This window comes from Leeuwenhoekiella sp. A2 (assembly GCF_047946655.1).
GTDB lineage: Bacteria > Bacteroidota > Bacteroidia > Flavobacteriales > Flavobacteriaceae > Leeuwenhoekiella.
Genome location: NZ_CP172311.1, coordinates 166,037 through 189,749, shown reverse-complemented (window position 1 = coordinate 189,749; position 23,713 = coordinate 166,037). Strand labels below are relative to the sequence as shown.

14 protein-coding genes, 4 tRNA genes and 2 rRNA genes are annotated in these 23,713 nt (G+C 39.2%); 12 read left to right on the top strand and 8 right to left on the bottom strand.

The features are described 5' to 3' along the window. Positions 1-74: 74 nt before the first annotated feature. The 5 genes from ACH3PA_RS00880 (at position 75) to trhA (ending at position 4,649) form a co-directional block, all read left to right on the top strand. Positions 75-148 (top strand) — tRNA-Ile (locus tag ACH3PA_RS00880). Positions 149-284: 136 nt separating this feature from the next. After that, positions 285-358: transfer RNA gene (locus tag ACH3PA_RS00875), tRNA-Ala, on the top strand. 210 nt (positions 359-568) lie between these two features. Then, a 23S ribosomal RNA gene (locus tag ACH3PA_RS00870) occupies positions 569-3,385 on the top strand. A gap of 191 nt (positions 3,386-3,576) precedes the next feature. Continuing rightward, positions 3,577-3,685: ribosomal RNA gene (gene rrf, locus ACH3PA_RS00865) — 5S ribosomal RNA — on the top strand. A 343-nt stretch (positions 3,686-4,028) separates the two neighbouring features. Beyond that, positions 4,029-4,649, top strand: coding sequence for a PAQR family membrane homeostasis protein TrhA (gene trhA, locus ACH3PA_RS00860; RefSeq protein ID WP_416441453.1), 621 nt, complete (start codon positions 4,029-4,031; stop codon positions 4,647-4,649). Here trhA and ACH3PA_RS00855 read toward each other — a convergent pair. Beyond that, positions 4,646-5,074, bottom strand: coding sequence for a DUF4268 domain-containing protein (locus ACH3PA_RS00855; protein ID WP_416441455.1), 429 nt, complete (start codon positions 5,072-5,074; stop codon positions 4,646-4,648). The two genes, trhA and ACH3PA_RS00855, sit on opposite strands and share 4 nt — an antisense overlap. A gap of 1 nt (position 5,075) precedes the next feature. Next, positions 5,076-5,744, bottom strand: coding sequence for a ZIP family metal transporter (locus tag ACH3PA_RS00850; RefSeq protein ID WP_416441457.1), 669 nt, complete (start codon positions 5,742-5,744; stop codon positions 5,076-5,078). A 71-nt stretch (positions 5,745-5,815) separates the two neighbouring features. Here ACH3PA_RS00850 and ACH3PA_RS00845 point away from each other — a divergent pair, with 71 nt between their 5' ends. Next, the gene (locus tag ACH3PA_RS00845) at positions 5,816-6,973 is read left to right on the top strand and encodes a THUMP domain-containing class I SAM-dependent RNA methyltransferase (RefSeq protein WP_416441459.1); all 1,158 of its coding nucleotides are present in this window, start codon (positions 5,816-5,818) and stop codon (positions 6,971-6,973) included. 75 nt (positions 6,974-7,048) lie between these two features. Here the strand turns inward: ACH3PA_RS00845 and ACH3PA_RS00840 are convergent, their stop codons facing one another. Further along, the gene (locus tag ACH3PA_RS00840) at positions 7,049-7,798 is read right to left on the bottom strand and encodes an NlpC/P60 family protein (RefSeq protein ID WP_416441461.1); all 750 of its coding nucleotides are present in this window, start codon (positions 7,796-7,798) and stop codon (positions 7,049-7,051) included. Between the two features lie 29 nt (positions 7,799-7,827). Beyond that, positions 7,828-9,009, bottom strand: a complete 1,182-nt coding sequence (locus ACH3PA_RS00835) for an acetyl-CoA C-acyltransferase (protein WP_416441463.1) — start codon at positions 9,007-9,009, stop codon at positions 7,828-7,830. A 130-nt stretch (positions 9,010-9,139) separates the two neighbouring features. Between ACH3PA_RS00835 and ACH3PA_RS00830 the strand changes: the two genes are divergently transcribed. From ACH3PA_RS00830 to ACH3PA_RS00815, 4 genes are all read left to right on the top strand, one after another. Then, positions 9,140-11,185: an HD family phosphohydrolase gene (locus ACH3PA_RS00830; RefSeq protein WP_416441465.1), complete on the top strand. Its 2,046-nt coding sequence runs from the start codon at positions 9,140-9,142 to the stop codon at positions 11,183-11,185. A gap of 157 nt (positions 11,186-11,342) precedes the next feature. Next, positions 11,343-11,427, top strand: a tRNA-Ser gene (locus ACH3PA_RS00825). A 14-nt stretch (positions 11,428-11,441) separates the two neighbouring features. Next, positions 11,442-11,519, top strand: a tRNA-Pro gene (locus ACH3PA_RS00820). Between the two features lie 203 nt (positions 11,520-11,722). Beyond that, positions 11,723-12,985, top strand: a complete 1,263-nt coding sequence (locus ACH3PA_RS00815; RefSeq protein ID WP_416441467.1) for a site-specific integrase — start codon at positions 11,723-11,725, stop codon at positions 12,983-12,985. 197 nt (positions 12,986-13,182) lie between these two features. On the opposite strand, the gene ACH3PA_RS00810 is transcribed toward ACH3PA_RS00815, so the two are convergent. From ACH3PA_RS00810 to ACH3PA_RS00795, 4 genes are read right to left on the bottom strand one after another with little or no spacing between them, the layout of a single operon-like run. Continuing rightward, complete coding sequence (locus ACH3PA_RS00810) at positions 13,183-14,442, bottom strand: Y-family DNA polymerase (RefSeq protein WP_416441469.1); 1,260 nt, start codon at positions 14,440-14,442, stop codon at positions 13,183-13,185. A gap of 1 nt (position 14,443) precedes the next feature. Then, positions 14,444-14,857: a LexA family protein gene (locus ACH3PA_RS00805; protein WP_416441471.1), complete on the bottom strand. Its 414-nt coding sequence runs from the start codon at positions 14,855-14,857 to the stop codon at positions 14,444-14,446. Then, positions 14,854-16,833, bottom strand: coding sequence for a hypothetical protein (locus ACH3PA_RS00800; RefSeq protein ID WP_416441473.1), 1,980 nt, complete (start codon positions 16,831-16,833; stop codon positions 14,854-14,856). Before ACH3PA_RS00800 ends, ACH3PA_RS00805 begins: the two co-directional genes overlap by 4 nt. 10 nt (positions 16,834-16,843) lie before the next feature. Continuing rightward, complete coding sequence (locus ACH3PA_RS00795; protein WP_416441475.1) at positions 16,844-17,959, bottom strand: ATP-binding protein; 1,116 nt, start codon at positions 17,957-17,959, stop codon at positions 16,844-16,846. Between the two features lie 1,320 nt (positions 17,960-19,279). Between ACH3PA_RS00795 and ACH3PA_RS00790 the strand changes: the two genes are divergently transcribed. Together ACH3PA_RS00790 and ACH3PA_RS00785 are read left to right on the top strand one after the other, a co-directional pair. Beyond that, positions 19,280-22,288 (top strand): SusC/RagA family TonB-linked outer membrane protein, encoded by a 3,009-nt coding sequence (locus tag ACH3PA_RS00790; protein ID WP_416441477.1) that lies wholly within the window; start codon positions 19,280-19,282, stop codon positions 22,286-22,288. A gap of 12 nt (positions 22,289-22,300) precedes the next feature. Further along, complete coding sequence (locus ACH3PA_RS00785) at positions 22,301-23,695, top strand: RagB/SusD family nutrient uptake outer membrane protein (RefSeq protein ID WP_416448360.1); 1,395 nt, start codon at positions 22,301-22,303, stop codon at positions 23,693-23,695. Positions 23,696-23,713 lie beyond the last annotated feature (18 nt).

Genomic DNA, 23,713 nt, shown 5'->3' with positions numbered 1-23,713 from the left:
TGTTAATTCAAGATATTTTGTTAGAGATGCGGCCTTCTTTATAATGAAGAAGGTCATACTCTCTGATAAAGGACAGTCTCATAGCTCAGCTGGTTAGAGCGCTACACTGATAATGTAGAGGTCGGCAGTTCGAGTCTGCCTGAGACTACTTTGTGCCTGAGGTGCAGATAAGTTAAGGGTAAAAACTAGAGACTTAAAGTTCATTGATTGAAAATTTGAAGGAAATTTTAGAAGTTGAGAATTCTAAATTCTAAATTCTGAATTCTAAATTCTGAATTTATAATGGGGGATTAGCTCAGCTGGCTAGAGCGCCTGCCTTGCACGCAGGAGGTCATCGGTTCGACTCCGATATTCTCCACATACGCTTGTCGAGATATAGATAAACTTAAGGTTTATGGGATATTAGCAAAGACAAGCCTTTTAATAGGGAGACTTATTGAAAAAAGTTCATTGACATATTGGGAAATAATAAGAATACGAGAGAATATAAGAGCGTATTTAGGTAGCAATACTTAAATACACCAAATAGATAGAACTCATTAGAATAAGATTAAAGAGCAAAAAGTACAATAAGCTAAATAAGGGCGTATGGGGAATGCCTAGGCTCTCAGAGGCGATGAAGGACGTGATAAGCTGCGAAAAGCTGCGGGGATTGGCACATACAAATTGATCCGCAGATATCCGAATGGGGCAACCCAGTACATTGAAGATGTATTATCCGCAAGGAGGCGAACCCGGGGAACTGAAACATCTAAGTACCCGGAGGAAGAGAAAACAATAGTGATTCCGATAGTAGCGGCGAGCGAACTCGGATTAGCCCAAACCGATACTGTTACGGCAGTATCGGGGTTGTAGGACCACGACATTTGATGCGCAATGAATTAGAATTGGTTGGAAAGCCAAACCATAGACGGTGATAGTCCGGTATAAGTAAAGAACGTTATCGATAGTGGTATCCTGAGTAGTGCGGGGCACGTGAAACCCTGTATGAATCTGGCGGGACCATCCGCCAAGGCTAAATACTCCTGAGAGACCGATAGTGAACCAGTACCGTGAGGGAAAGGTGAAAAGAACCCTGAACAAGGGAGTGAAATAGATCCTGAAACCATACGCCTACAAGCGGTCGGAGCAGACTTGTTCTGTGACGGCGTGCCTTTTGCATAATGAGCCTACGAGTTACTTTATCTAGCAAGGTTAAGCACTTCAGGTGCGGATCCGTAGCGAAAGCGAGTCTGAATAGGGCGTTTAGTTAGGTTGAGTAGACGCGAAACCGTGTGATCTACCCTTGGGCAGGTTGAAGCTGTGGTAACACATAGTGGAGGACCGAACCCGTTGACGTTGAAAAGTCTTGGGATGACCTGAGGGTAGGGGTGAAAGGCCAATCAAACTCGGAAATAGCTCGTACTCCCCGAAATGCATTTAGGTGCAGCGTGCATATAGTTTTATAGAGGTAGAGCTACTGATTGGATGCGGGGGCTTCACCGCCTACCAATTCCTGACAAACTCCGAATGCTATAAAATGTTTATGTGCAGTGAGGGCATGGGTGCTAAGGTCCATGTCCGAGAGGGAAAGAACCCAGACCATCAGCTAAGGTCCCCAAATGTATGTTAAGTTGAAAAAACGCGGTTGGACTGCCCAGACAGCTAGGATGTTGGCTTGGAAGCAGCCATTCATTTAAAGAGTGCGTAACAGCTCACTAGTCGAGCGGTCCGGCATGGATAATAATCGGGCATAAACATACTACCGAAGCTATGGCATCGAAAGATGGGTAGGGGAGCATTGTAACAAAGTTGAAGGTGTACTGCGAGGTATGCTGGATTGGTTACAAAAGAAAATGTAGGCATAAGTAACGATAATGCGGGCGAGAAACCCGCACACCGAAAGACCAAGGTTTCCCCAGCCATGCTAATCAGCTGGGGGTCAGTCGGGACCTAACGCGAACCCGAAAGGGGTAGTGGATGGACAACAGATTAATATTTCTGTACCTGCTCACGTTAAAAGTGACGGAGGTATAAAGCTGGTGCGTGCTGACGGAATAGCACGTTGAACCTACCGTAAGGTAGGGATAGTACACTACGGCCACGGCCACGGTGATAATCCAGTGGAGTACCTTCCAAGAAAAGCGAGTGAAGCAGCCCGTACCGTAAACCGACACAGGTAGTTGGGATGAGAATTCTAAGGTGCTCGAGAGATTCATGGCTAAGGAACTAGGCAAAATCGACCCGTAACTTCGGGAGAAGGGTCGCCCCACTCCGGTGGGGCCGCAGTGAAGAGGTCCAGGCGACTGTTTATCAAAAACACAGGGCTCTGCTAAATCGAAAGATGATGTATAGGGCCTGACACCTGCCCGGTGCCGGAAGGTTAAGAGGAGATGTTAGCTTCGGCAAAGCATTGAATTGAAGCCCCGGTAAACGGCGGCCGTAACTATAACGGTCCTAAGGTAGCGAAATTCCTTGTCGGGTAAGTTCCGACCTGCACGAATGGTGCAACGATCTGGACACTGTCTCGGCCATGAGCTCGGTGAAATTGTAGTATCGGTGAAGATGCCGATTACCCGCTATGGGACGAAAAGACCCCGTGAACCTTTACTATAGCTTAGTATTGACTTTGGACAAGTGATGTGTAGGATAGGTGGGAGACTTTGAAGCTGCGTCGCCAGGCGTGGTGGAGTCATTGTTGAAATACCACCCTTTACTTGTTTGAAGCCTAACTTCCATTGGAAGGACAGTGCTTGGTGGGTAGTTTGACTGGGGTGGTCGCCTCCAAAAGAGTAACGGAGGCTTCTAAAGGTTCCCTCAACACGGTTGGCAATCGTGTGTAGCGTGCAATGGCATAAGGGAGCTTGACTGAGAGACATACAGGTCGATCAGGTACGAAAGTAGAGCATAGTGATCCGGTGGTTCCGCATGGAAGGGCCATCGCTCAAAGGATAAAAGGTACTCCGGGGATAACAGGCTGATCTCCCCCAAGAGCTCACATCGACGGGGGGGTTTGGCACCTCGATGTCGGCTCGTCACATCCTGGGGCTGGAGAAGGTCCCAAGGGTTGGGCTGTTCGCCCATTAAAGTGGCACGCGAGCTGGGTTCAGAACGTCGTGAGACAGTTCGGTCTCTATCTATAGTGGGCGCTAGAAATTTGAGTGGATTTGACCCTAGTACGAGAGGACCGGGTTGAACTGACCGCTGGTGTACCAGTTGTTCCGCCAGGAGCACTGCTGGGTAGCTATGTCGGGAAGGGATAAGCGCTGAAAGCATATAAGCGCGAAACCCACCACAAGATGAGATTTCTTTAAAGGGCCGTGGGAGACGACCACGTTGATAGGCTACAGGTGTAAAGGCAGTAATGTCATAGCCGAGTAGTACTAATAACCCGTAAGCTTATGTACAATCGTCCTCCCCACTTCTTGTAAGTGGGGGGTGACACTCTTTACTTTTCAAAGTGAACTATCACTTCTTGATATTCCTTATTATTGCCCAGTATGTTAACTTATTAGCCCCACCTGTCCTCCCCAAAAGGGAGGGATTAAAAATAGGTAGCGCTATCTTCTCAAAGAGAAGATAGAAAGGGGAAAGATTTAAGGTGGTTATAGCGACGGGGCTCACCTCTTACCATTCCGAACAGAGTAGTTAAGCCCGTTTGCGCCGATGGTACTGCATCTCGTGGGAGAGTAGGTCGCCGCCTTGTTTTAAAATCCTCATCATTCAATTGATGGGGATTTTTTTTTGCGCTATACCCAACTACATTACAGAACACCATGCTTCAAAATCTGCCCAAAACGAGCGGAAATCGACCAGAATTGACTAAAATCAGCGTAATAAAATCAGTGAAAACCGCCTGATTTAAGTGGAAAACCCACTAGAATACCAATCTTTCTATTGGATATCTTCAGAAAACGCTACAATTCTCGAAAAAAAATGGCTTTTTAATCATTAAAATCAGCTTTCAATCTTGCTCATATAATAGTTGATTTAGCAATTTCTTTCAATAAAACTACTCTTTTGTTTGACAGCGCGTTAATTTTACAGGCATGAATTATAAGGATGAAGAATTCTTAAACGCAGCCTCACATGCCATAGGTGTTTTGCTGGGTATAGTGGGTTTATTCTTTTTATTTGTTTTTAATACAGGAAGAGGAGAATATAGCACTATGAGTATATGGTTTTATGCGATTTCAATTATAATATTATATTCAGCATCAACTGTTTATCATGCCGTAAGTCATGTAAAATGGAAATACATTTTACGTAAAATTGATCATATTAGCATTTATATTCTTATTGCCGGCACCTATACGCCAGTTGCTTTAATAACATTAGAAAAGGGAGCAGGTTGGCTTATTTTCTGGATAGTCTGGGGAATTGCAGCACTGGGAACTGTACTTAAAATATTCTTTACAGGTAAGTTTGAACTTTTTTCATTGCTTCTATATCTCGCAATGGGTTGGCTTATCGTTTTTGATTTTCAGGAATTGGTTGCTAAAACAACAGATACTGGTCTTAATTTTCTCATGGCTGGCGGTGCTTTTTATACTGTGGGAATTATTTTTTATGCTATTGAGCGAATCCCGTATAATCACCTAATTTGGCATTTTTTTGTGTTGGGGGGAAGTATTTGCCACTATTTGTTTATTTTTTATGATGTAATTTAAGCAGTAATAAAATCCTGATATTCAATCCAGAATATCTCAATTTTCTCCATATTAGTATGGAAAAATTCAAACACTTCCGGCCATTGATTTTTATTATGAATGTTTACCTGGGCCAGTTTTAAATAAATTCGTGAAATGACCTTGCCGCTGGTGCGTACATAGTTCTCTTCAAAGATCAAATCTTCAGAAATTTCAGTCTGCATCAATTTTTTCAGACTTGTAAATCTTTCAAAATAATATTCCCGTATCGTTTCGTCTAATGTTTCAATGTCTATAGAAACCAGAGCTTCATGATTGTTAAAAGAGAATTTAAGATTCATCTCTTTTACTTTGGTGTCGTACAAGATCCACTTTCGCGGATAGCGCTTTCCAAAGAATATCCAGAATTGTTCCCGTACCTGTTTTGATTCTTCTTTGCTATACATATTATAAAAAATAAGCTAGTGCTATACCTAAGATGATTACAAGAAATTTTGAGGTGTTGAACTGGTGATTCTTTGAAGATTCAAATAAAATTGTTGTTGATACATGTAAAAGTACTCCTACTACGAGTGCATTTATCCTAACTTTTGCTACTTCAGACCAGGTATTCATACTTCCCAACCAGCTGCCTAAAGGTGTCATTGCAGCAAAAAGTATTAGAAACAGCGCTATTTGTGTTTTAGAAATATTTGAAAATCCGAGAAATGAACTGATGATAACTGCTATGGGTATTTTATGCACTACGATACCATAAAGCAGATCTCTGTTTTCAGAAAGAGGAAAACCTTCAAGTGTCGCGTGAGCGCACAGGCTTAAGAAAAGCATCCACGGTATGGTTTTCATCGTCCCGTCTACGTGCATGTGACCATGTTCTGCACCTCCAGATAAAAATTCTAATAAAATTTGAAGAAGTAGACCTGCCATTATAAAAATACCCACATCTTTAACACCTGAAGAATATAGCTCTGGCAAAAACTCAAAAACTGTTACAGAAAGTAAGAAGGCGCCGCTAAAAGAAAGCAAGAGCTTTATCCCTGTAGATAGGGCCGGTTTAAAGATAATCGTTATTAAAAAGCCAATAATTACCGCAATAACAGGCAGAATAAACGTCATAAAATACAAGTCTTCGGTTGGTAGTATATAGCCTGTAAAATTAGCTTATTTTTGTAATCTAAATTTTTTTCATGGCATCTAACTTTAAAATGGTGGCCAAAACTCTCTTTGGCCTTGAGGATATATTAGCAACAGAACTTCGTAATCTGGGGGCGGGTGATATTGAACCCGGGGTGCGCAGTGTGAGTTTTAGTGGGGATACCGGTTTTATGTATAAAGCCAATTTGTGTTGCCGTACAGCAATTAAAATTCTAAAACCTATAGCCGCTTTCACCATTAAAAATGAAGATGAGCTTTACAATGCTGTAAAAAGTATAGACTGGAGCGACTATATGCCTGTTGATGGCACTTTTGCCATCAATGCCACGGTTCATAGTGAGGTTTTCACGCACTCACAATATGTTGCGCTTAAAGCGAAAGATGCTCTTGTAGATCAATTTAGGGAGACTACAGGGAGAAGACCCGATGTAGATCTAAAATTTCCCGGTTTAAGTATTGATATACATATAAAATTTAATACCTGTACAGTATCTTTAGATAGTTCTGGTGTTTCATTGCATCAACGCGGCTACAGGACTTCTACTAATATCGCGCCTATAAATGAAGTTCTTGCTGCCGGTCTTTTATTGCTTAGCGGCTGGAAGGGACATAGTGATTTTATAGACCCCATGTGTGGTAGCGGTACGATGCTTATAGAAGCTGCGATGATCGCCTGTAATATTCCTCCTAATTTAAACAGAAGACAGTTCGCTTTTGAAAACTGGAAAGATTGGGATCCCGATCTTTTTGATATAATTGAAGCAGGAGCATTGAAGAAAATGACCGAGTTTCATTTTGAAATAACAGGCTATGACAAGGCACCTTCTGCCATTGAAAAAGCAAAAGAGAATATTAAAAATGCAGAGCTTAGTGAATTTATCACTGTAAAGCACGAGGATTTCTTTAAAACTGAAAAGCAAAAGGAGCGTCACTTACAGATGGTGTTTAATCCGCCGTATGGCGAAAGACTTGAAGTTGATATTGAAAGTTTCTACAAAAATATAGGTGATACTTTAAAACAAAGTTACCCGGGAACCGAAGCATGGTTTATTACTTCTAATCTTGAAGCTTTAAAACATGTAGGTCTACGTACCTCCAGAAAAATAAAGATGTATAACGGAGCTTTAGAATCGCGTTTTGTAAAATATGATATCTACGCAGGTTCTAAGAAGGCAAAGTACCAGGATTAGCCACTTTTTAGTATAAAAAACCGGTTTTAAAACATAAAAATCGTTCTATTTAGCTTTAAAATCAGGTAAATAATATTAAATAATCTTCTTAATCACCCTTAATTTGTGGGTGTGTATACGTCTTTCAGCATTATAAATCCCGGAGTGGTCTATACGATCAATACGCACTTCACCATGGCAGTGTATGATGTGATTATCCTGCATCATAATGCCTACGTGAGTAATAGCGCCCTCGTCATTGTCAAAAAAGGCCAGGTCACCGGGCTCACTCTCTTCTATAAAACTTAATGGCTCACCTTGTGCAGCTTGTTGCGATGCATCGCGAAATAATTGATGCCCGTTTAATCTATAAACCATTTGTGTAAAACCGCTGCAATCGAGCCCAAAAGGAGTGCGACCTCCCCATAAATAAGGACTTTTTAAATAAAGTAGGGCAGTATGTAGTAAAGCTTCTTTACCATTTTTCTCACTAACAGAATTACCTTCATAAGAATGAGAAGTTAATTCAAGATTGCTAACTGTAGCTCCCAGAGGAATACTAATAATTACATGATCATTACCGCTAACCATTTGTAATATGTCAGACGCCAGCAAAGTGTCTTTGTCTTCTGCCTGGTTGTATTGTTCTGCTTCAATAAGCTGGTATTGCTTATTATCTATCCAGCCTTCATAATTGTCATGAGCAAGGCGGATTCTGCTCCACTTTTTTCGGATTTCCAGAACTTTAAAAAATTCGCCGTAGAGTACCTGATTTACCATTTCGCCCTGATCTGCAGGTTCGATACGCATAGGTATAATACTTAGAGGACAAATGCCGTAATTCATCAGGCAGGGATCTTATTTAATAGGAGTTGTTAAATAGGGCGTTCAATTATCATAGCCGATGCACCACCGCCACCATTACATATAGCAGCAGCACCTAGTTTTGCGTTCTTTTGTTTTAATACATTGATCAATGTAATCAAAATTCGCACACCGCTACAACCCAAAGGATGACCCAGTGAAACAGCACCACCGTTTACATTTACATTCTCGTCTGTTAATCCCAGAATTTTCATATTTGCCAAACCCACAACAGAGAAAGCTTCATTAAATTCGAAGAAATCAATATTTTCTAATTTTAAACCTGCTTTATCTAAAGCTTTAGGAAGAGCTTTTGAAGGAGCTGTCGTAAACCATTCTGGTTCCTGTGCAGCATCAGCATAACTTTTAATTGTGCAAAGCGGGGTTAAACCCAATTCATCTGCTTTATCCTTACTCATCAATATTACGGCACCTGCACCATCATTAATGGTTGAAGCATTTGCAGCAGTTACAGTACCATCTTTAGAAAATGCAGGACGCAAGCTGGAAATTTTTTCCATACGTACGTTTTTAAATTCTTCATCTTCCTTAACTAAAACTGGTTCTCCACGTCTTTGTGGTACTTCAACGGGAATTACTTCATCATCAAACCTGCCATCTGCCCATGCTGCGGCAGAACGCTCATAAGACTTAACTGCAAATGCATCTTGCTCTTCTCTTGTAAAATTATATTCTTTCGCGCAAGCGTCTGCACAAACACCCATTGCATTGCCGTCATATGCATCTACAAGACCGTCTTTCTGCATACCATCTATTAAAGTAGAAGGGCCAAATTTTACACCATTGCGCATGTGCACGTAATGTGGTATTTGGCTCATATTTTCCATGCCACCCGCTATAACGATATCATTATCACCTAATAAAATAGATTGCGTTGCCATCATCACTGCTTTCATGCCAGATGCACAAACTTTGTTTACAGTAGTACATGGCACAGTATCTGGAATACCTGCACCTAATGCTGCTTGTCTCGCTGGTGCCTGACCTACGCCGGCTTGTACAACATTACCCATATATACTTCTGTCACCAGAGCAGGATCTAGCTTGATCTTAGCCAACACTGCTTTTATTGCTGCACTGCCTAATTGAGTAGCACTCACAGAAGATAAACTGCCCATAAAACTACCTATAGGCGTGCGTGCGGCAGAAACTATGACGACTTCTTTGCTCATATATGTCTATTTGCGAATTAGTGTCTGCGAATTTAATGAAATTAACTCGAAAAGCCGATTCTTTAAGCTGTTCATACTAATGCGCTCTTGCACTTAATTTTAGTACTTTTACCACACTTGTCTTTAATTTATGAAGGACCTTTTAAATAGATTTTATAAAAATCAAGGCTTGCTATACAAGATCTTACTTTGTATTGCCAGCACCATTCTCATAGTTTATTTATTTCCAAAAAGCGGGAAGTTTCAGTTTGATTTTCAGCAAAATAAACCTTGGCAATACGACAATCTGTATGCCCCTGTAGATTTTGCAATTCTCAAAAATAAGGAGCAACTTGAGGAAGAACGCGCCAATGCAGAACGTAGCATCATACCTTATTTTACCTACGATCAAGAAGGAGCAGAAGAGGTTATGGCTAACTATGAGAACCAGTTTTCTGCAGTTTTTACAGATTCAATTTTTCAAAATCATCTGGATAAACTCAAAAGCTTTGGCTCAAAGATCCTTACAGATATCTATAAATATGGTGTTATAAGTGATATTTCGGCTTTTGACGATGATGCTCCCATTTACTTGCGTCGCGGTAATGAAGTTGAAGAAGCCGTTATTGATAATTTAAACACCACAGACGAGGTTACACGCATTATAAACAGAAGGCTCACTTCAGGACCTTATAAAGAGGCGACTAATAACTTTAAAGAGGTTTTCTTTGAAGTGGTGCAACCCAATGTTGTTTTTGACGAAAAACTCACCAATAAAGAGTTACAAGCAGAACTTGACAAGATCTCACCCACTCGTGGTGTAATTACTAAAGGAAGCCGCATTGTGGCTAAGGGTGAAATTGTAGAAGAAAGCACTTACCAAATTTTGAATTCGCTTAAAGCGGAATACGAATCACAATCCTGGACGGCTTCAAAATATAATTGGGTAGTTTTTGGTTACGTTCTGTTAGTTCTGGTAGCCCTAGTAATGCTGTTGCTTTTTATTCGGAATTATAGGGAATTGGTTTTTGAGAACAACACAAAAATCACATTTATATTTTTCAACATAATCCTGATGGTGCTTCTCACTACGATAGTTGTTAAATATAATGCAAACTACGTTTATGTGGTTCCGCTCTGTATTTTACCACTTGTGCTGAAGGCGTTTTTTGATGCCAGATTGGGGCTTTTTACCCATGTAATCACGATTTTGCTGTTGGGTTTTATTGTACCAAATACATCAGAATACATGTTTCTGCAGGTCATTGCAGGTATTGTTACTATTCTTACTGTTTCAGAGCTGTATAAACGCGCCAATTTATTTATTTCGGTTGGCCAGATCACGTTTATTTACATTTTGGGGTATTTTGCTTTTCACATTATACATGAAGGCACAATACAGAATCTGGAGTTAGAAACAATAGGTGTTTTTGTGCTCTGCGGTCTTGCTACGCTTTTTGTTCAGCCCTTGATTTATGCTTACGAAAAGATTTTTGGTCTGGTCAGTGACCTTTCTTTGCTTGAGCTTTCAGATACAAATTCTAAACTTCTAAAGGAACTGGCAAATAAGGCTCCTGGTACGTTTCACCATAGCCTGAACGTTGCAAATCTTGCAGAAGCCGCAGCTAACGAAATAGGAGCTAATACAATGCTTGTAAGGGTAGGAGCTTTGTATCATGACATAGGTAAAATGCCAAATCCCACAGACTTTATAGAAAACCAATCTACCGGTATTAACACGCACGAAGATCTATCGCCTATAGAAAGCGCTAAGATTATTATAGATCACGTTATAAACGGCATTGAAATAGCTCGAAAGAATAATCTGCCAGATCGTATTATAGATTTTATAAGAACGCATCATGGCACGAGTACTGTTTTCTTTTTTTATAAAAAGGCGCAGGAGCAAAGCGAAAATGTGAATGTTGAAGATTTTAAATACCCGGGACCTTTACCTTTTAGTAAAGAAACTGCTATTTTAATGATGTCAGACAGTGTGGAAGCAGCGAGTAAAAGTCTTAAAAACCCTACCGCTGTGCTCATAGATTCATTTGTAGAAAAGATAATCAATAAACAAATGGATGAGGGGCAATTCTTAAATGCAGACATTACCTTTAAGGAAATACAAATCATAAAAAAAGTACTAAAATCTAAGTTGAATAATATTTATCACCTGAGAATAGAATATCCTGAATAATTTTTTTGATTGCTTATTGATTGGAAAATAGAGTGGTAGAAGGATAAGTGAAAAATATTCAATAAAAGTTTTATCTAAATCGTCAAAACGCTTGTTTAGTACTAAAGTAAAACATACATTTGCATCCGCATTTTGAGAAGGATGTGACGTTCAAAAAGGAGAGTTGCCAGAGTGGTTAATGGAGCAGTTTGCTAAACTGTCGACGAGCAATTGTCGCATGAGTTCGAATCTCATACTCTCCGCAACCTTTTTATTTCGGGGTGTAGCGTAGCCCGGTCATCGCGCCTGCTTTGGGAGCAGGAGGTCGCAGGTTCGAATCCTGCCACCCCGACCAAGTCCATTATCAAATGGCATCAAAACCTTGTTAATCGTATGATTGACAAGGTTTTATGATTTTAAGGCATTCATAGAATTTGATATAATATCATATAATATGTGTCCGATTCGGTGACCTCTAAAAAAAAGGGCATGATATCGCCCAAACGCTGATTTGACTTTCGTTTTCACGCATTGTGTTTAATTTGAAAACGAAGAATTATGAAAAATCCGGTGACTTTTGGAATTACTATTTTCCCAAAAACAAACAAGGCCAAAGGAGGCAAGGCACCTCTTTATGCCAGGATCACTTTAAATAGTGAGCGTATTGAACTCAGCCTGCAACGCAGGATTACCTTAACCCTATGGGATGAACGCAAGAGTCGCCTACGGGGAAGCTGTACAGAAAGTATCCAGGTAAACAAATCCATTGACAGGATTTACAACCAGATCTATGAGTCCTTCCGCCAATTGCAGGATGAAAACAAGGTTCTTAGTGCCGCTGCGATAAAGGCAAGGTATATGGGTGTTGATGATTCTTTTAAAAAGCTTTCAGATATTCTTGACTACCATACACTGAATATGCAAACGGTATTAAAACCAGGTACGATGAAGAACTATCGCACTACTGAAAAATATCTTTATGAATTCTTAGGTGTTCAGATGAAATCAACTGATATCTATCTAAAACAGATCAATTATGGGTTTATTCTGGATTTTGAACATTTCTTACGCACCTACAAACCTAAAAGCCATAGGCCAGCACCTTCAAATAATGGTGTGATGAAACATTTGGAGCGCCTTAAAAAATTGCTGAACCTTGCTCAAAAATTAGAATGGGTACAAAAAGATCCCTTTTCTAAATTTGCGTTGAAGTTCACAAAGGCAGAACGGGATTTTATAAGTAAAGAGGAACTTGAAAAAATCATGGGTTTTCAATCGTCAAGGTCTGCGTTGCTTCAAACGCGGGATATTTTTGTTTTTGCATGTTACACGGGGCTATCCTACATAGATGTCAAAAACTTATCTGCCGATAACATTGTGCCGGGGATTGATGGTAATAAGTGGATATATACGGCACGTGAAAAAACGGACACTCCTGTTAAGATACCTATTTTGCCCAAAGCCCAGGAACTTCTGGACAGATACCGACTAAAAATGCAGCATACCCATTTAGTACTTCCTGTATACTCCAATCAAAAAACGAATACATATCTAAAAGAGATCGCTCGGCTACTGGAAATAAACAAAAAATTGACCTTTCATGTGGCCCGACACACATTTGCAACCACGGTAACTTTATCAAATGGTGTACCTATTGAAACCGTGTCAAAGTTGTTGGGTCATTCTAAGCTCTCTACTACTCAAATCTATGCACGGGTAGTAGAGAGAAAAGTGAGTGAGGATATAAATGTACTGAAGGAGAAACTGGGAATTGGAGATTGTAAAGCGGATATAAAATCTAAGAAATCTTTTCTAAACTGAAACAAAGCATTACGGCTTAAAATTTTTGAATAAAGAAATGTCTTCAGCATACATAGAACAATTGGACAATTTTATGAGATTATTTTCTACTGGTTTGAATTGCTCATTAGACATAAAAAGATTTTTGGATCAGATTTAATAGCCGTTACATCATAAGTTATAGTGAAATTCTCCTAATAGATACCTTTTATTTAAAGTCACCTGCATTTGATTTCAATAATTTCATTTAATCTTGTGGTATATCGTTTAGATAAATGCGCTTGCTGCATTTTCCAAACTTTTTTAAGATCCTGACCTCCGAATTTAACTTGATCAAAACAATTTTTATTTATACGGTCAATCGTTTGCATTAATATCTTGTGCCTGGGATCTTCCCCGGTAAAGAAAGATAACTGTTTGGCATCATCCGGAATGAGATCGAGGGCAATAAGCCCGGCCTTTTTGTAGTGATACCCTTTTTTAAAGATTCGGTTTAAGCCTTCCAGGGCAACTTTGGTAATGGTAATGGTAGAATTTGAAGCTACGGGCAAATGCAGGGTAATGCCCGGATTATATTGAACCAGATCTTTCCTGTGCTTATTGGTCTGTAAAAAAACATACAGCACCTGTGCGCAGCTTTTTTGTTTACGCAGCTTCAGGGAAATTTTAGAAGCGTACGTTGCGAGACGCTCATGAATATCCTCATATTGTTCATACATGCGTTCAAAAGAGCGGGTAACAGCTATATTTTTTTTAAGGGCCACTTCTTCTAGGTAAAGGGTAGGCACTCCGCTAAGATCACGTTGCAGCCTGTGACCTACAATAGTCATTTCCCTGAGGACGTACTGGTTGGGCAGTTGTACAAAATCCCAGGCGTTCTGTACCTTGATGCGCTGTAGTTTATTCTGATAACTTCTCCCGATGCCCCAGACATCTCCAATAGCTGTCCACTTTAATGCTTTTTCTATTTTGTCGGAAGTATCCAGAACATAGGTTCCATTTGTGCGAGCTGTATATTTCTTCGCAATTTTATTAGCTACTTTAGCCAGTGATTTAGTGGGAGCAATACCAACGCTAATAGGGATACCGGTACTTCTTTTAATCCTCTTTATCATCTGCAGGCCATAAGCATCCAGGTTATAGAATTCAAACCCGTTCAATTTTAGAAAGATCTCATCGATGGAATAGATTTCCGCTTCAGGAGAAAAATCAGATAAAATATTCATTACCCGGTTGCTCATATCCCCATACAAAGCATAATTACTGGAAAATATATGTATGTTGCCTTTTTTAAATTCCGCTTTTAACTGAAAAGCCGGAGCACCCATGGGAATGCCCAACGCTTTAGCCTCATTGCTTCTGGCTATAACACACCCATCATTATTAGACAGCACCACAACAGGTTTACCTATTAGATCTGGATTGAAAACCCTTTCGCAGGAAGCGTAAAAATTATTACAGTCTATTAGGGCGAACATGCTATAGGTCTTTTATAACAGTTGTTACAATCCCCCAGATAAGAAAATCATTATCCTGGGTTACTTGAATAGGTTTGTATCTTTCATTTTCTGCAGTCAGCCAGATTGTCTTCTCTGAGATTTTTATGCGCTTAACTGTGAATTCCCCATCTATAAAGCAGACTGCGATTTTTCCATTTCTTGGTTCCAAGCTTTTATCGATAATTAAAAGGTCTCCCTCTTCTAGTCCGGCCCCAATCATGGAATCACCTCTTACACGACCAAAAAAAGTAGCATCTTTATTGCGTATATATTCCCGGTTTAGATCAATACCCTCATCTAAGTGATCGTCTGCGGGAGATGGAAATCCACATGATAGTCCTGGAGAAATCAAGGGAATACTAAGTGATGAAGACTTAAAAGAGTAAATTTTCATGTTTGGAATAAATCCGTTTCAATTTTTCCTAACTCCAACTGATACTTGATTTTTTCCTTTTCTAAGGATTTTATTTTATCTTGAATAGAACTTAAATTGAAAATTGGCATTGGAAATATGTCATCTATTGATAAATCATATTTTTCCAAATATTCAATTTCACTTTCTCTAAAGGTCTGTATTTGATTCTGTTCCTCTTGAAACCGATATTCAATCTGTCCCAATTCAATCAAATTACCACTTAGCTTTTCAAGTTCCTCAGTGTATTTAAATCTAAGTTCTTTAATTTCTTGTAGCTTTTTTTCCTCACCCTTTAATTTCTTGTAATTCTCGTCTGCATCTTTATCCTCGTCACTACTTTCTGTATCCTCTGGAAATGGATTTTTTGGCTTATTTTCAATATGGCTTTTTAAATCCTCGTTAAGATTTTTAATTTTACTTACAATTCCCTCCTTGTATTCCTTTGTATCTTTATTTAACAGATTTACAATATCATAATTAATATCATTTAAATTTCCTTGAAGTGTTTCAATTGAAGATTTACAGTTTCTTTCTACTTCTTGAATAAAATCTTCAAAAGAGTCCTTACCCAATCTATCTGTATGATCAATATGTTTAAAGACAACTTGATTTAATTCTCTGATAAAGTTTTCATTATCATCTATCTCGTTACATAATTCCTCAAAATAACTTTGCGGCAAATACTTAACCTTTTCTTCAGCATTTAAGTCTATGTGTTCATTTAAAAAATTTTCTTCGGCGTTACCACTCTCCCACGTTAGTTTAGCCTTAAAATTCTCAGATAGACTGCCCTTTCTAAACTTCTTTCTGTGTATGTCTAAAAAAGAAAAATAGCTTTCATTATGTGAATTTCCAAGAAGGCCTGTAATATCGGCAAGTGCACTTTTCCCATTCCCCTTATTACCGATAATTGCAGTTAACTCTTTACTTGGATAAAAAGCTTGATTTCGAAACCATATACCTTGACTTTGGTCATAGCCGTCGATTTGATCAATCTCTATTTTAGAAATGTACTTCGTTTTATTTTTATCTACTCTTTCTAAAACCTCAGGTTTTGTCCCAATAAAAACCCTATCCTCGGGTTCATAGGTAAGGTATTTAAGACCTTCAAATGTAGGTTCAACCTTTATCCAAGTTATTTGAGACTTTTCACATAATTCCTGACGATCATTCGTTTTTGTATATTCCTTCCCTAATTTATTTTTAAGATCCTCAAACGAATGTGCATCACTCCCACTTAGGACAGGACAAGGCTTAGACAATTCAGGTATACAATTAGCAACTTTTTCATATCTATCCTTTTTCAAAAACCACTCGGTATTTTGAGCACCGCCAAAAAAACCATCACACATCTTATCAATCTCATCAGAAATATTCATTTTTCTTGGAGATTTATTATCAGCCCTTAAACCTTGATTGTTTGATGCTGCAAAGATTAGATAGGGCTCATCATTTCCGAAAACTTTTTTTAAAGCAATTTTCAATTCTGAATATTTTATGGCTGCCTTTTTAAAATCCTCAGTTGTCACTAATTTATCACAATAAACTATGGATCCATTATTTGTTATATTGCTCTCCAATTTTGATAGAAAATCCCTCAACTTTTCTTGAGTTATATTTTTATCATTAGAAAAAATAACATGCAAGTTAACTTCTTCACCGCCTCTATTTACAGATACATCTAGACGAAACTCTATATTCGGAAAAAAGACTTTCTTTGAATTTGAATACTTTTTATAGAAAATATGTTTAAACTTGAAATAATTTTCAAATGAAAAATAATCAGTGATGCCAAATACTTGAACATCTGATTTTTCGATTATTTCACAGTATTTCAACCACTTATCTTCTTCACTTGCGAGCTCAAAACCTTTCGGATTTAACTTAGTATCGGGAGTATGTAGATGAAGATCACATTTGATCCATCCTGAACCTCTATTATAGTCAATTTCCATGATTAAAATTTCAATTTAAAATATCTCTAAAATTATCCTTATTAATTAATGTAATTTGAGCGTCGTAAGCTTCTACAAAAATCTTAGGAACCTTTACTTTACTTTTAGGATTCCATTTAATTTCAAAAGCTTTTAATTTTCCTGCCTCTTCCTCTACATAGTCAATCTCTTGTTGTGATACCGTTCTCCAGAAATAGCCTTTGGCTAATGAACCATTGTAGGCATTATGCTTTAAGCGTTCGGCAATTAAAAAATTCTCCCAAAGATTGCCTTTATCTTGGCGAATATCAATAGGGCTTAAATCACCGATGATCATATTTCGTACCCCTGTATCGTAGAAATAGATTTTTTGATTGGTCTTAATTTCGTTTCGTAAGTTTTTACTGAAACTTGGGAGTTTAAAAATAACGTATGCCTGACATAATAAATCAATATACGTAGCCACTGTTTTTTTATCTATCCCTAACAATTGAGCCAGCTCATTATAACTTACTTCGCTGCCTATTTGAAAGGCTAAAGCTCTTAAAAGCTTCTCTAAAATTTCTGGTTTTCGTATTCCCCCATAGCTAAGAATATCTTTATATAAATAGCTATCGGTAAGTTGTTTTAAGGTATCTTTTTCTTCACCAAAATTGTTAATCACGTCAGGATACATACCATAAACCACACGCAACTCTAATTGCTGTTCAGCTTTTAAGTACCCTACATTAGATTCAAATTCTGTCCAGGATATTGGATAGAGCTGGTACTCCCATTTTCTGCCCGTAAGTGGTTCTTGTGTATGATTATTCAATTCAAAAGCAGATGACCCACTCACTAGTAACTGAACGGATTTAAGTTGGTCGGTAACAAGTTTTAAAGTGAGTCCTATATTATCAATGCGTTGAGCTTCATCTATAAAAACAATTTTGAAGTTTCCTATTATATTTTTAAGTTGCTCTAAATTAGGATTTGTAAGTAGTTTCCTAACAGTAGGATCATCCCCATTCAAAAACAGGTATTCTTTGTCCTCTAGCAACTTATTAAAAAGTGTAGTTTTACCTACTTGCCGTGGGCCAATTAAAAGAATCGCCTTACCAGTTCCAAAACGATTTTCTATTTTTTCTTCTAAAGTTCTTTTAATCATTTTTTAGGGATTGTATTCCCCAAATATAGCCATTTTTAGGGATTGTATTCCCTAAAAGTTAATTTGTGGCAGCAATAATTAAAATTAGCATTACTAAATCCAATTAATTTAGGGATAATCTCATCCATAGTCAAAATGCTATCTTAGCCTTCCCAGCCTATATTTATTTTAATTCTTAAGCCCATGAAGGGATATAATTATTACAAGTAATGAAGTGTGAAAATTTTTATATCAAGGATAGTAATTATCTATTATCTGAATGGAAATATTTGGTATCCATTATAAGATAGATTCATTTTACGTTGAAATAGGGTATGATATAATAAACATTAAGATTGTTGGGGAAACCATTTAGGACAGGAGAAAATAGATGAAGTAATTTTTTGGATTTCTAAAGATTCAAATCTTCAAAAAATTTTGAAAGTTTTATTTGTCGTGCTTCACAAATCTTGTTCAAAGTTTCAACCGGAATATGATATTCTTTTTTATCCAGAATCCTACGAACCATTTTTTCATCGATATTATGGTTTAGAGCAAAATCTCTATTTGATTTAGCATCTTTGATCCATTGTTCAATGGTACTGCATATGAGAAAATTAATATTCATTATAGAACAAAAGAAAATGATAAGTCAAAAAAAAGTGCGGATGAACTTCCGCATAAAAAAATTTTATCCTATATTTGATTGATAATAATATATTTGCGAAACTTCTTAAAGTAAAATATTAGAAGCATTCGCTTTGATTCTCGACTTGAAAACTGGTAATTTAAAGGAACGAGAGGATAAGTGTAAATGCTCACGACCCGGGCGTGAGCTCACTTATTGTTCCACGGTATACCAGTACCTCAAGTCAATATGTTGAGTTTTCACGCCCTTTTTGTATCAGGGTTCTTCAACATCTTCAAAGCCTGTGTTTCCTTTTTATAGAAGTTTGCAATATGCTTTTCACCCCTTAATCTAAACAGGCCGTTATGGCCGGCACTCCCTATGGCGTGTGCTCATGATCCCTGCTTACGGGAGCAGGTCAATTCCGCTAATAATCCCGTGGGTTATGGTTACCGCACATCATCCGGTAACTGTAGTTGGGTGGGCAAAGCCTAAATTCATGATGAATTTATAGCTTGGGTCTGGTGGTCGTTAAAAACCATCAACACAGAGATGAATTAGCCAAATAATTAAAAATTGTCTATGAAAAAAAGAGAAATGAACCACTCGTTTTAACGGGCACAAGCAAAAAGGCCTTCCCCTTAAGATTGGCGTCGTACAGGGAAGGCTTGAGCTTAAACAAAACTAAGTTTCATTTAACACGCAGCTAAATTATGAAAATTTTTACTACGCGCCTTACGGGAGCCGCGTTGATTCTGAGCACGCTCATTCCAGGTCTTATAAGTGCATCGGTCCCGGCAGGTTCACCTACAGGCAGCATACCACCACAGCAAATCCTAAGTGGCACCGTCACAGATCCTGCTAACATGCCTATTCCGGGAGTGAGTGTAAGCCTGCTGGGCAGCAAGCGGGGCACCACCACAGATGAAGCAGGCAGGTATGCTATCCCGGCAACTCCCAGCGATACCTTGGTTTTTTCGTTTATAGGGTACCAAACCGTACGCCTGGCAGCCGCTAATCAAACCCGACTTGATGTACAACTGGAGGAAGGAGTTACCGCACTGGGGGCAGTAACCATCAATGCCGGGTATTACAATACCACACAACGGGAGGCCACGGGAAGTATCTCACGCGTTACAGCAGAAGATATAGAAATGCAGCCGGTAGTTAACCCGCTGGCCGCCCTGCAGGGAAGGATGGCTGGGGTAGAGATAGAACAACCCAGTGGGATAACCGGTCTTGCCTCTTCCATCAGGATAAGAGGGCGTAACAGCTTACGTTTCACCGGGGAGTATCCTTTATTTATTGTTAATGGGGTGCCTGTTAATTCAAATCCCCTTAGTAGTGTTGGGGCTTTCAGTAGTAATTCAGGTATAGACCCCCTCAATACGCTGAATATGTCTAACATTGAGAGCATAGAAGTATTAAAAGATGCAGATGCTACCGCCATTTATGGTTCCCGGGGAGCTAATGGCGTGGTGCTGATAACCACTAAACGTGGACATACTTCCAATGGAAATACTACTTTTGAAGCTCAGGTCTATTCCGGATTTTCCAGGGTTTCCCACCGTATGGACCTGTTGAATACTTCACAATATTTAGGCATACGAAACCAAGCCTTTGCCAATGACGGTGTAACTCCCACTGAAATCAATGCCCCTGATCGAATACTTTGGGATCAGGATCGTTATACAGACTGGCAAAAAGAATTAATGGGGGAAACAGCATCTGTAACTGATATAAACCTTTCTGTATCCGGAGGAAATAAAAACACTTCTTTTTTACTCGGTGGTTCATATCATAATGAGGGAGCGGTTTTCCCAGGGGAATTTGGATATCGAAAAGTAACCTCAAACTTAAACGTACACCATACTTCTGATAACAAAAGATTTGACCTGGCACTGACTGCAAATTACGGGATAGACCATAATAAGTTGTTTTATGGAACCAATTTTGTTCATATGGCACTCACCCTGCCGCCCAATGCACCAGAGCTATACAACGCAGACGGGAGTTTAAACTGGGCAGATGGCAGCTGGACGAACCCTATGGCAGGGCTCAACAGACCACAAGATATTAAGACCAATTCATTATTAGCCAATCTCAGTTTAAATTACAAGTTATTAAAGGGGTTGACAATTAGAGCTAATATGGGGTATTCCCATCTTAATAGTGAAGAGGTAGTTCGCAACTTGCTGGAGGCCTATAATCCGAGTACCTGGAACCGGATATCCACAAGTTCATACCATTCTACCAGCGAACGTCAATCCTGGATACTGGAACCCCAGCTTGTATATGATGCAGGTTTAGGAAAATTAAACATTGATGCGCTGGCAGGGGCTACCCTGCAGGAGAACAAAAATAATACTTTATATCTGGAAGGAGAAGGATATAGTGACAACAGTTTAGTTGGGAATTTGAATGCAGCTAATGGAGTGCAGATAACCACTAATGAGCATATAGATTACAGCTATGCTGCTATTTTCGGACGTATAGGTTTAAACTGGTCAGAGAGATATTATCTAAATCTGACCGGAAGACGGGATGGCTCATCGCGGTTTGGACCCAATAACCGTTTTGCCAACTTCTGGGCAGTGGGAAGCGCATGGATATTTAGTGAGGAGCCTTTTGTTAAAAACAATTTGTCTTTCCTGAGCTTTGGCAAATTACGGGGCAGTTACGGTACTACGGGTAGCGATCAAATACCGGATTACGGTTATCTTGATACTTATGAAGCTACAACAGGCCCGGGAGGACTATATCCGACGAAGCTTTATAACCCTGATTTCTCCTGGGAGGTTAACAAAAAACTGGAAGCTGCCATTCAATTAGGTTTTATCAAAGATCGTGTAAATTTGGAGGCAAGCTGGTACCGTAATCGTTCATCCAATCAATTGATAGGGTATCCCTTGCCGGCAATTACCGGTTTTACTTCTGTACAGGCTAACCTTCCCGCAACTATTGAAAATACCGGCTGGGAGCTTCTTCTTTCTTCCCGAAACTTTCAGCGTAACACCTTTTCCTGGCAAACATCATTAAATTTAACGATTCCAAAAAATAAGTTAGTAGAATTTGACGATCTGGAGCAAACCTCTTATCGTCAAACCTATAAAGTTGGTGAGCCCCTGAATATCGCCTTCCTTTATCAATATGACGGTATAGATCCGGAAACCGGCCGTTATCAGATAGCGGATGTCAATGATGATGGAAGGTATGATTTTAATGATAAAGTAGTTATAAAGTCATTAGGAAGAAAATATTATGGAGGTATACAGAATACGATTAGGTTCAACAATTTTAACCTGACGTTCTTACTGGAATACATCAGGCAGGACCGGTATACCTATCTTGCAGAAATGACAAATTCCCCGGGTCGGCTGGGAAATAATTCTACAGACCTTCTAAATTCCTGGGAGCAACCGGGAGATCCTGATCAGGTACAAAAAGTATCCCAGTCTATACAATCCCTCTTCTCGTATTATAATGCTATAGCCAGTGATCTGGTTGTGGGTGATGCTTCCTTTCTCAGATTGAAGACACTTTCCTTAAGCTATAAATTTCCTCAGAGATTGCTTAAACCTCTGGGTCTAAACCAGTGTACGCTATTTCTCCATGGACAAAACCTTTTTACTATAACTCCTTACAAGGGTTTAGATCCGCAGGGCGGGAAGGTAGTACCTCCGTTGAGAACCATAACCAGTGGTATTAAGATAACGCTATAAAAATTTTAAAATATGAAACGCATAAAGTATTTAATAATCCCGACCAGTTTGGCTCTGTGGTTTTTCCCCGCTTCCTGCGAAGAATTTGTAGAAGTACCCGTTCCGGATGACCGCATCGTCAGTGAATCCGTCTTTAGCAATGATAAAACGGCAGAAAGTGCAGTACAGGGGATTTATAATGAGTTAATCAGTACTGCTTTTTCAAGCGGATACCAATCATCAGTAACAGTGCAGGCTGCATTATCTGCAGATAACCTTCAGACCACTAATTCAAATGCCACTCTTCTTGAATTTCAGGAAAATGAGATTTTCGTAGATAATGAAGGTAATCTGGCTATATGGGCCAGTGCTTACAATATCATCTACATGACCAATGCTGTTGTGGAAGGGCTAGAGCACTCAGAAAATATAACTGCAGAACTCAAGGATAAACTTATGGGAGAAGCCTTATTTCTCAGGGCGTTCACTTATTTCTATCTGGTTAATTTGTACGGAGACGTACCATTAATACTTGTTACAAATTACAGCCAGAATGCAACAGCCTCACGCACTCCGGACGTGGAAATCTATGACCAGATTACCCAGGACCTTGATGATGCCACCGGCCTTCTTTCTGCTGATTATGAAAAAGGGGAGCGTTTAAGGGCTAATCAGTTTACAGCGATGGCTTTAATGGCGAGAGTTCAGTTATATCGGGGAATGTGGGAACAGGCTGAGTACTGGAGTAACCGGGTTATAGAATCAGGTACCTTTAGTCTGCTCCCTGACCTTGATGCTGTTTTTCTGGCTAATAGTGAGGAGGCTATCTGGCAAATTTCTCCTTCTGCAGACGGGTCTAATCAATCCAGTACCAATGAAGGGGGTATTTTTATTATGGATGACTACCTTAAAACAGTTGCCTTAACAGATGATCTTATTGCCCAATTTGAACCGAATGATAATCGTCTCAAGCAGTGGTCAGGACATTTTGATACCGATAGCGACAGATATTATTTTGCTTTTAAGTATAAAGTTAAATATGCGACCGGGGAACCTTATGAATATTCTATGGTTTTAAGACTGGCTGAACAATACCTGATCCGGTCTGAAGCCCGTGCCAGACAGGAAAACTTATCAGGAGCTGTTGAGGATCTGAATCTAATACGCAGACGGGCAAATGCGGCATTAATCCCAGCTGGCCAACCGGATATTAACCAGACCGTCTTATTGGATTTAATATTAAAGGAGAGAAGAAAAGAATTATTTACTGAATGGGGACATCGCTGGCTGGATCTTAAACGGTACGAGAAAGCAGACTCTGTACTTGCACCTAAAAAATCCTTGTGGGAGGCTACCGATGTGTTATACCCTATTCCGGAAGAAGAAATACAAAAAGATTTTAATCTTTCCCAGAATCAAGGGTATTAATAGCTGGTAAATAAGTAG

Excerpts from the sequence above, each read along its gene's own strand:
- trhA (WP_416441453.1), top strand. The coding sequence starts at position 4,029 with ATGAATTATAAGGATGAAGAATTCTTAAACGCAGCCTCACATGCCATA.
- ACH3PA_RS00855 (WP_416441455.1), bottom strand. The coding sequence starts at position 5,074 with ATGTATAGCAAAGAAGAATCAAAACAGGTACGGGAACAATTCTGGATA.
- ACH3PA_RS00850 (WP_416441457.1), bottom strand. The coding sequence starts at position 5,744 with ATGACGTTTATTCTGCCTGTTATTGCGGTAATTATTGGCTTTTTAATA.
- ACH3PA_RS00845 (WP_416441459.1), top strand. The coding sequence starts at position 5,816 with ATGGCATCTAACTTTAAAATGGTGGCCAAAACTCTCTTTGGCCTTGAG.
- ACH3PA_RS00840 (WP_416441461.1), bottom strand. The coding sequence starts at position 7,798 with ATGAATTACGGCATTTGTCCTCTAAGTATTATACCTATGCGTATCGAA.
- ACH3PA_RS00835 (WP_416441463.1), bottom strand. The coding sequence starts at position 9,009 with ATGAGCAAAGAAGTCGTCATAGTTTCTGCCGCACGCACGCCTATAGGT.
- ACH3PA_RS00830 (WP_416441465.1), top strand. The coding sequence starts at position 9,140 with ATGAAGGACCTTTTAAATAGATTTTATAAAAATCAAGGCTTGCTATAC.
- ACH3PA_RS00815 (WP_416441467.1), top strand. The coding sequence starts at position 11,723 with ATGAAAAATCCGGTGACTTTTGGAATTACTATTTTCCCAAAAACAAAC.
- ACH3PA_RS00810 (WP_416441469.1), bottom strand. The coding sequence starts at position 14,442 with ATGTTCGCCCTAATAGACTGTAATAATTTTTACGCTTCCTGCGAAAGG.
- ACH3PA_RS00805 (WP_416441471.1), bottom strand. The coding sequence starts at position 14,857 with ATGAAAATTTACTCTTTTAAGTCTTCATCACTTAGTATTCCCTTGATT.
- ACH3PA_RS00800 (WP_416441473.1), bottom strand. The coding sequence starts at position 16,833 with ATGGAAATTGACTATAATAGAGGTTCAGGATGGATCAAATGTGATCTT.
- ACH3PA_RS00795 (WP_416441475.1), bottom strand. The coding sequence starts at position 17,959 with ATGATTAAAAGAACTTTAGAAGAAAAAATAGAAAATCGTTTTGGAACT.
- ACH3PA_RS00790 (WP_416441477.1), top strand. The coding sequence starts at position 19,280 with ATGAAAATTTTTACTACGCGCCTTACGGGAGCCGCGTTGATTCTGAGC.
- ACH3PA_RS00785 (WP_416448360.1), top strand. The coding sequence starts at position 22,301 with ATGAAACGCATAAAGTATTTAATAATCCCGACCAGTTTGGCTCTGTGG.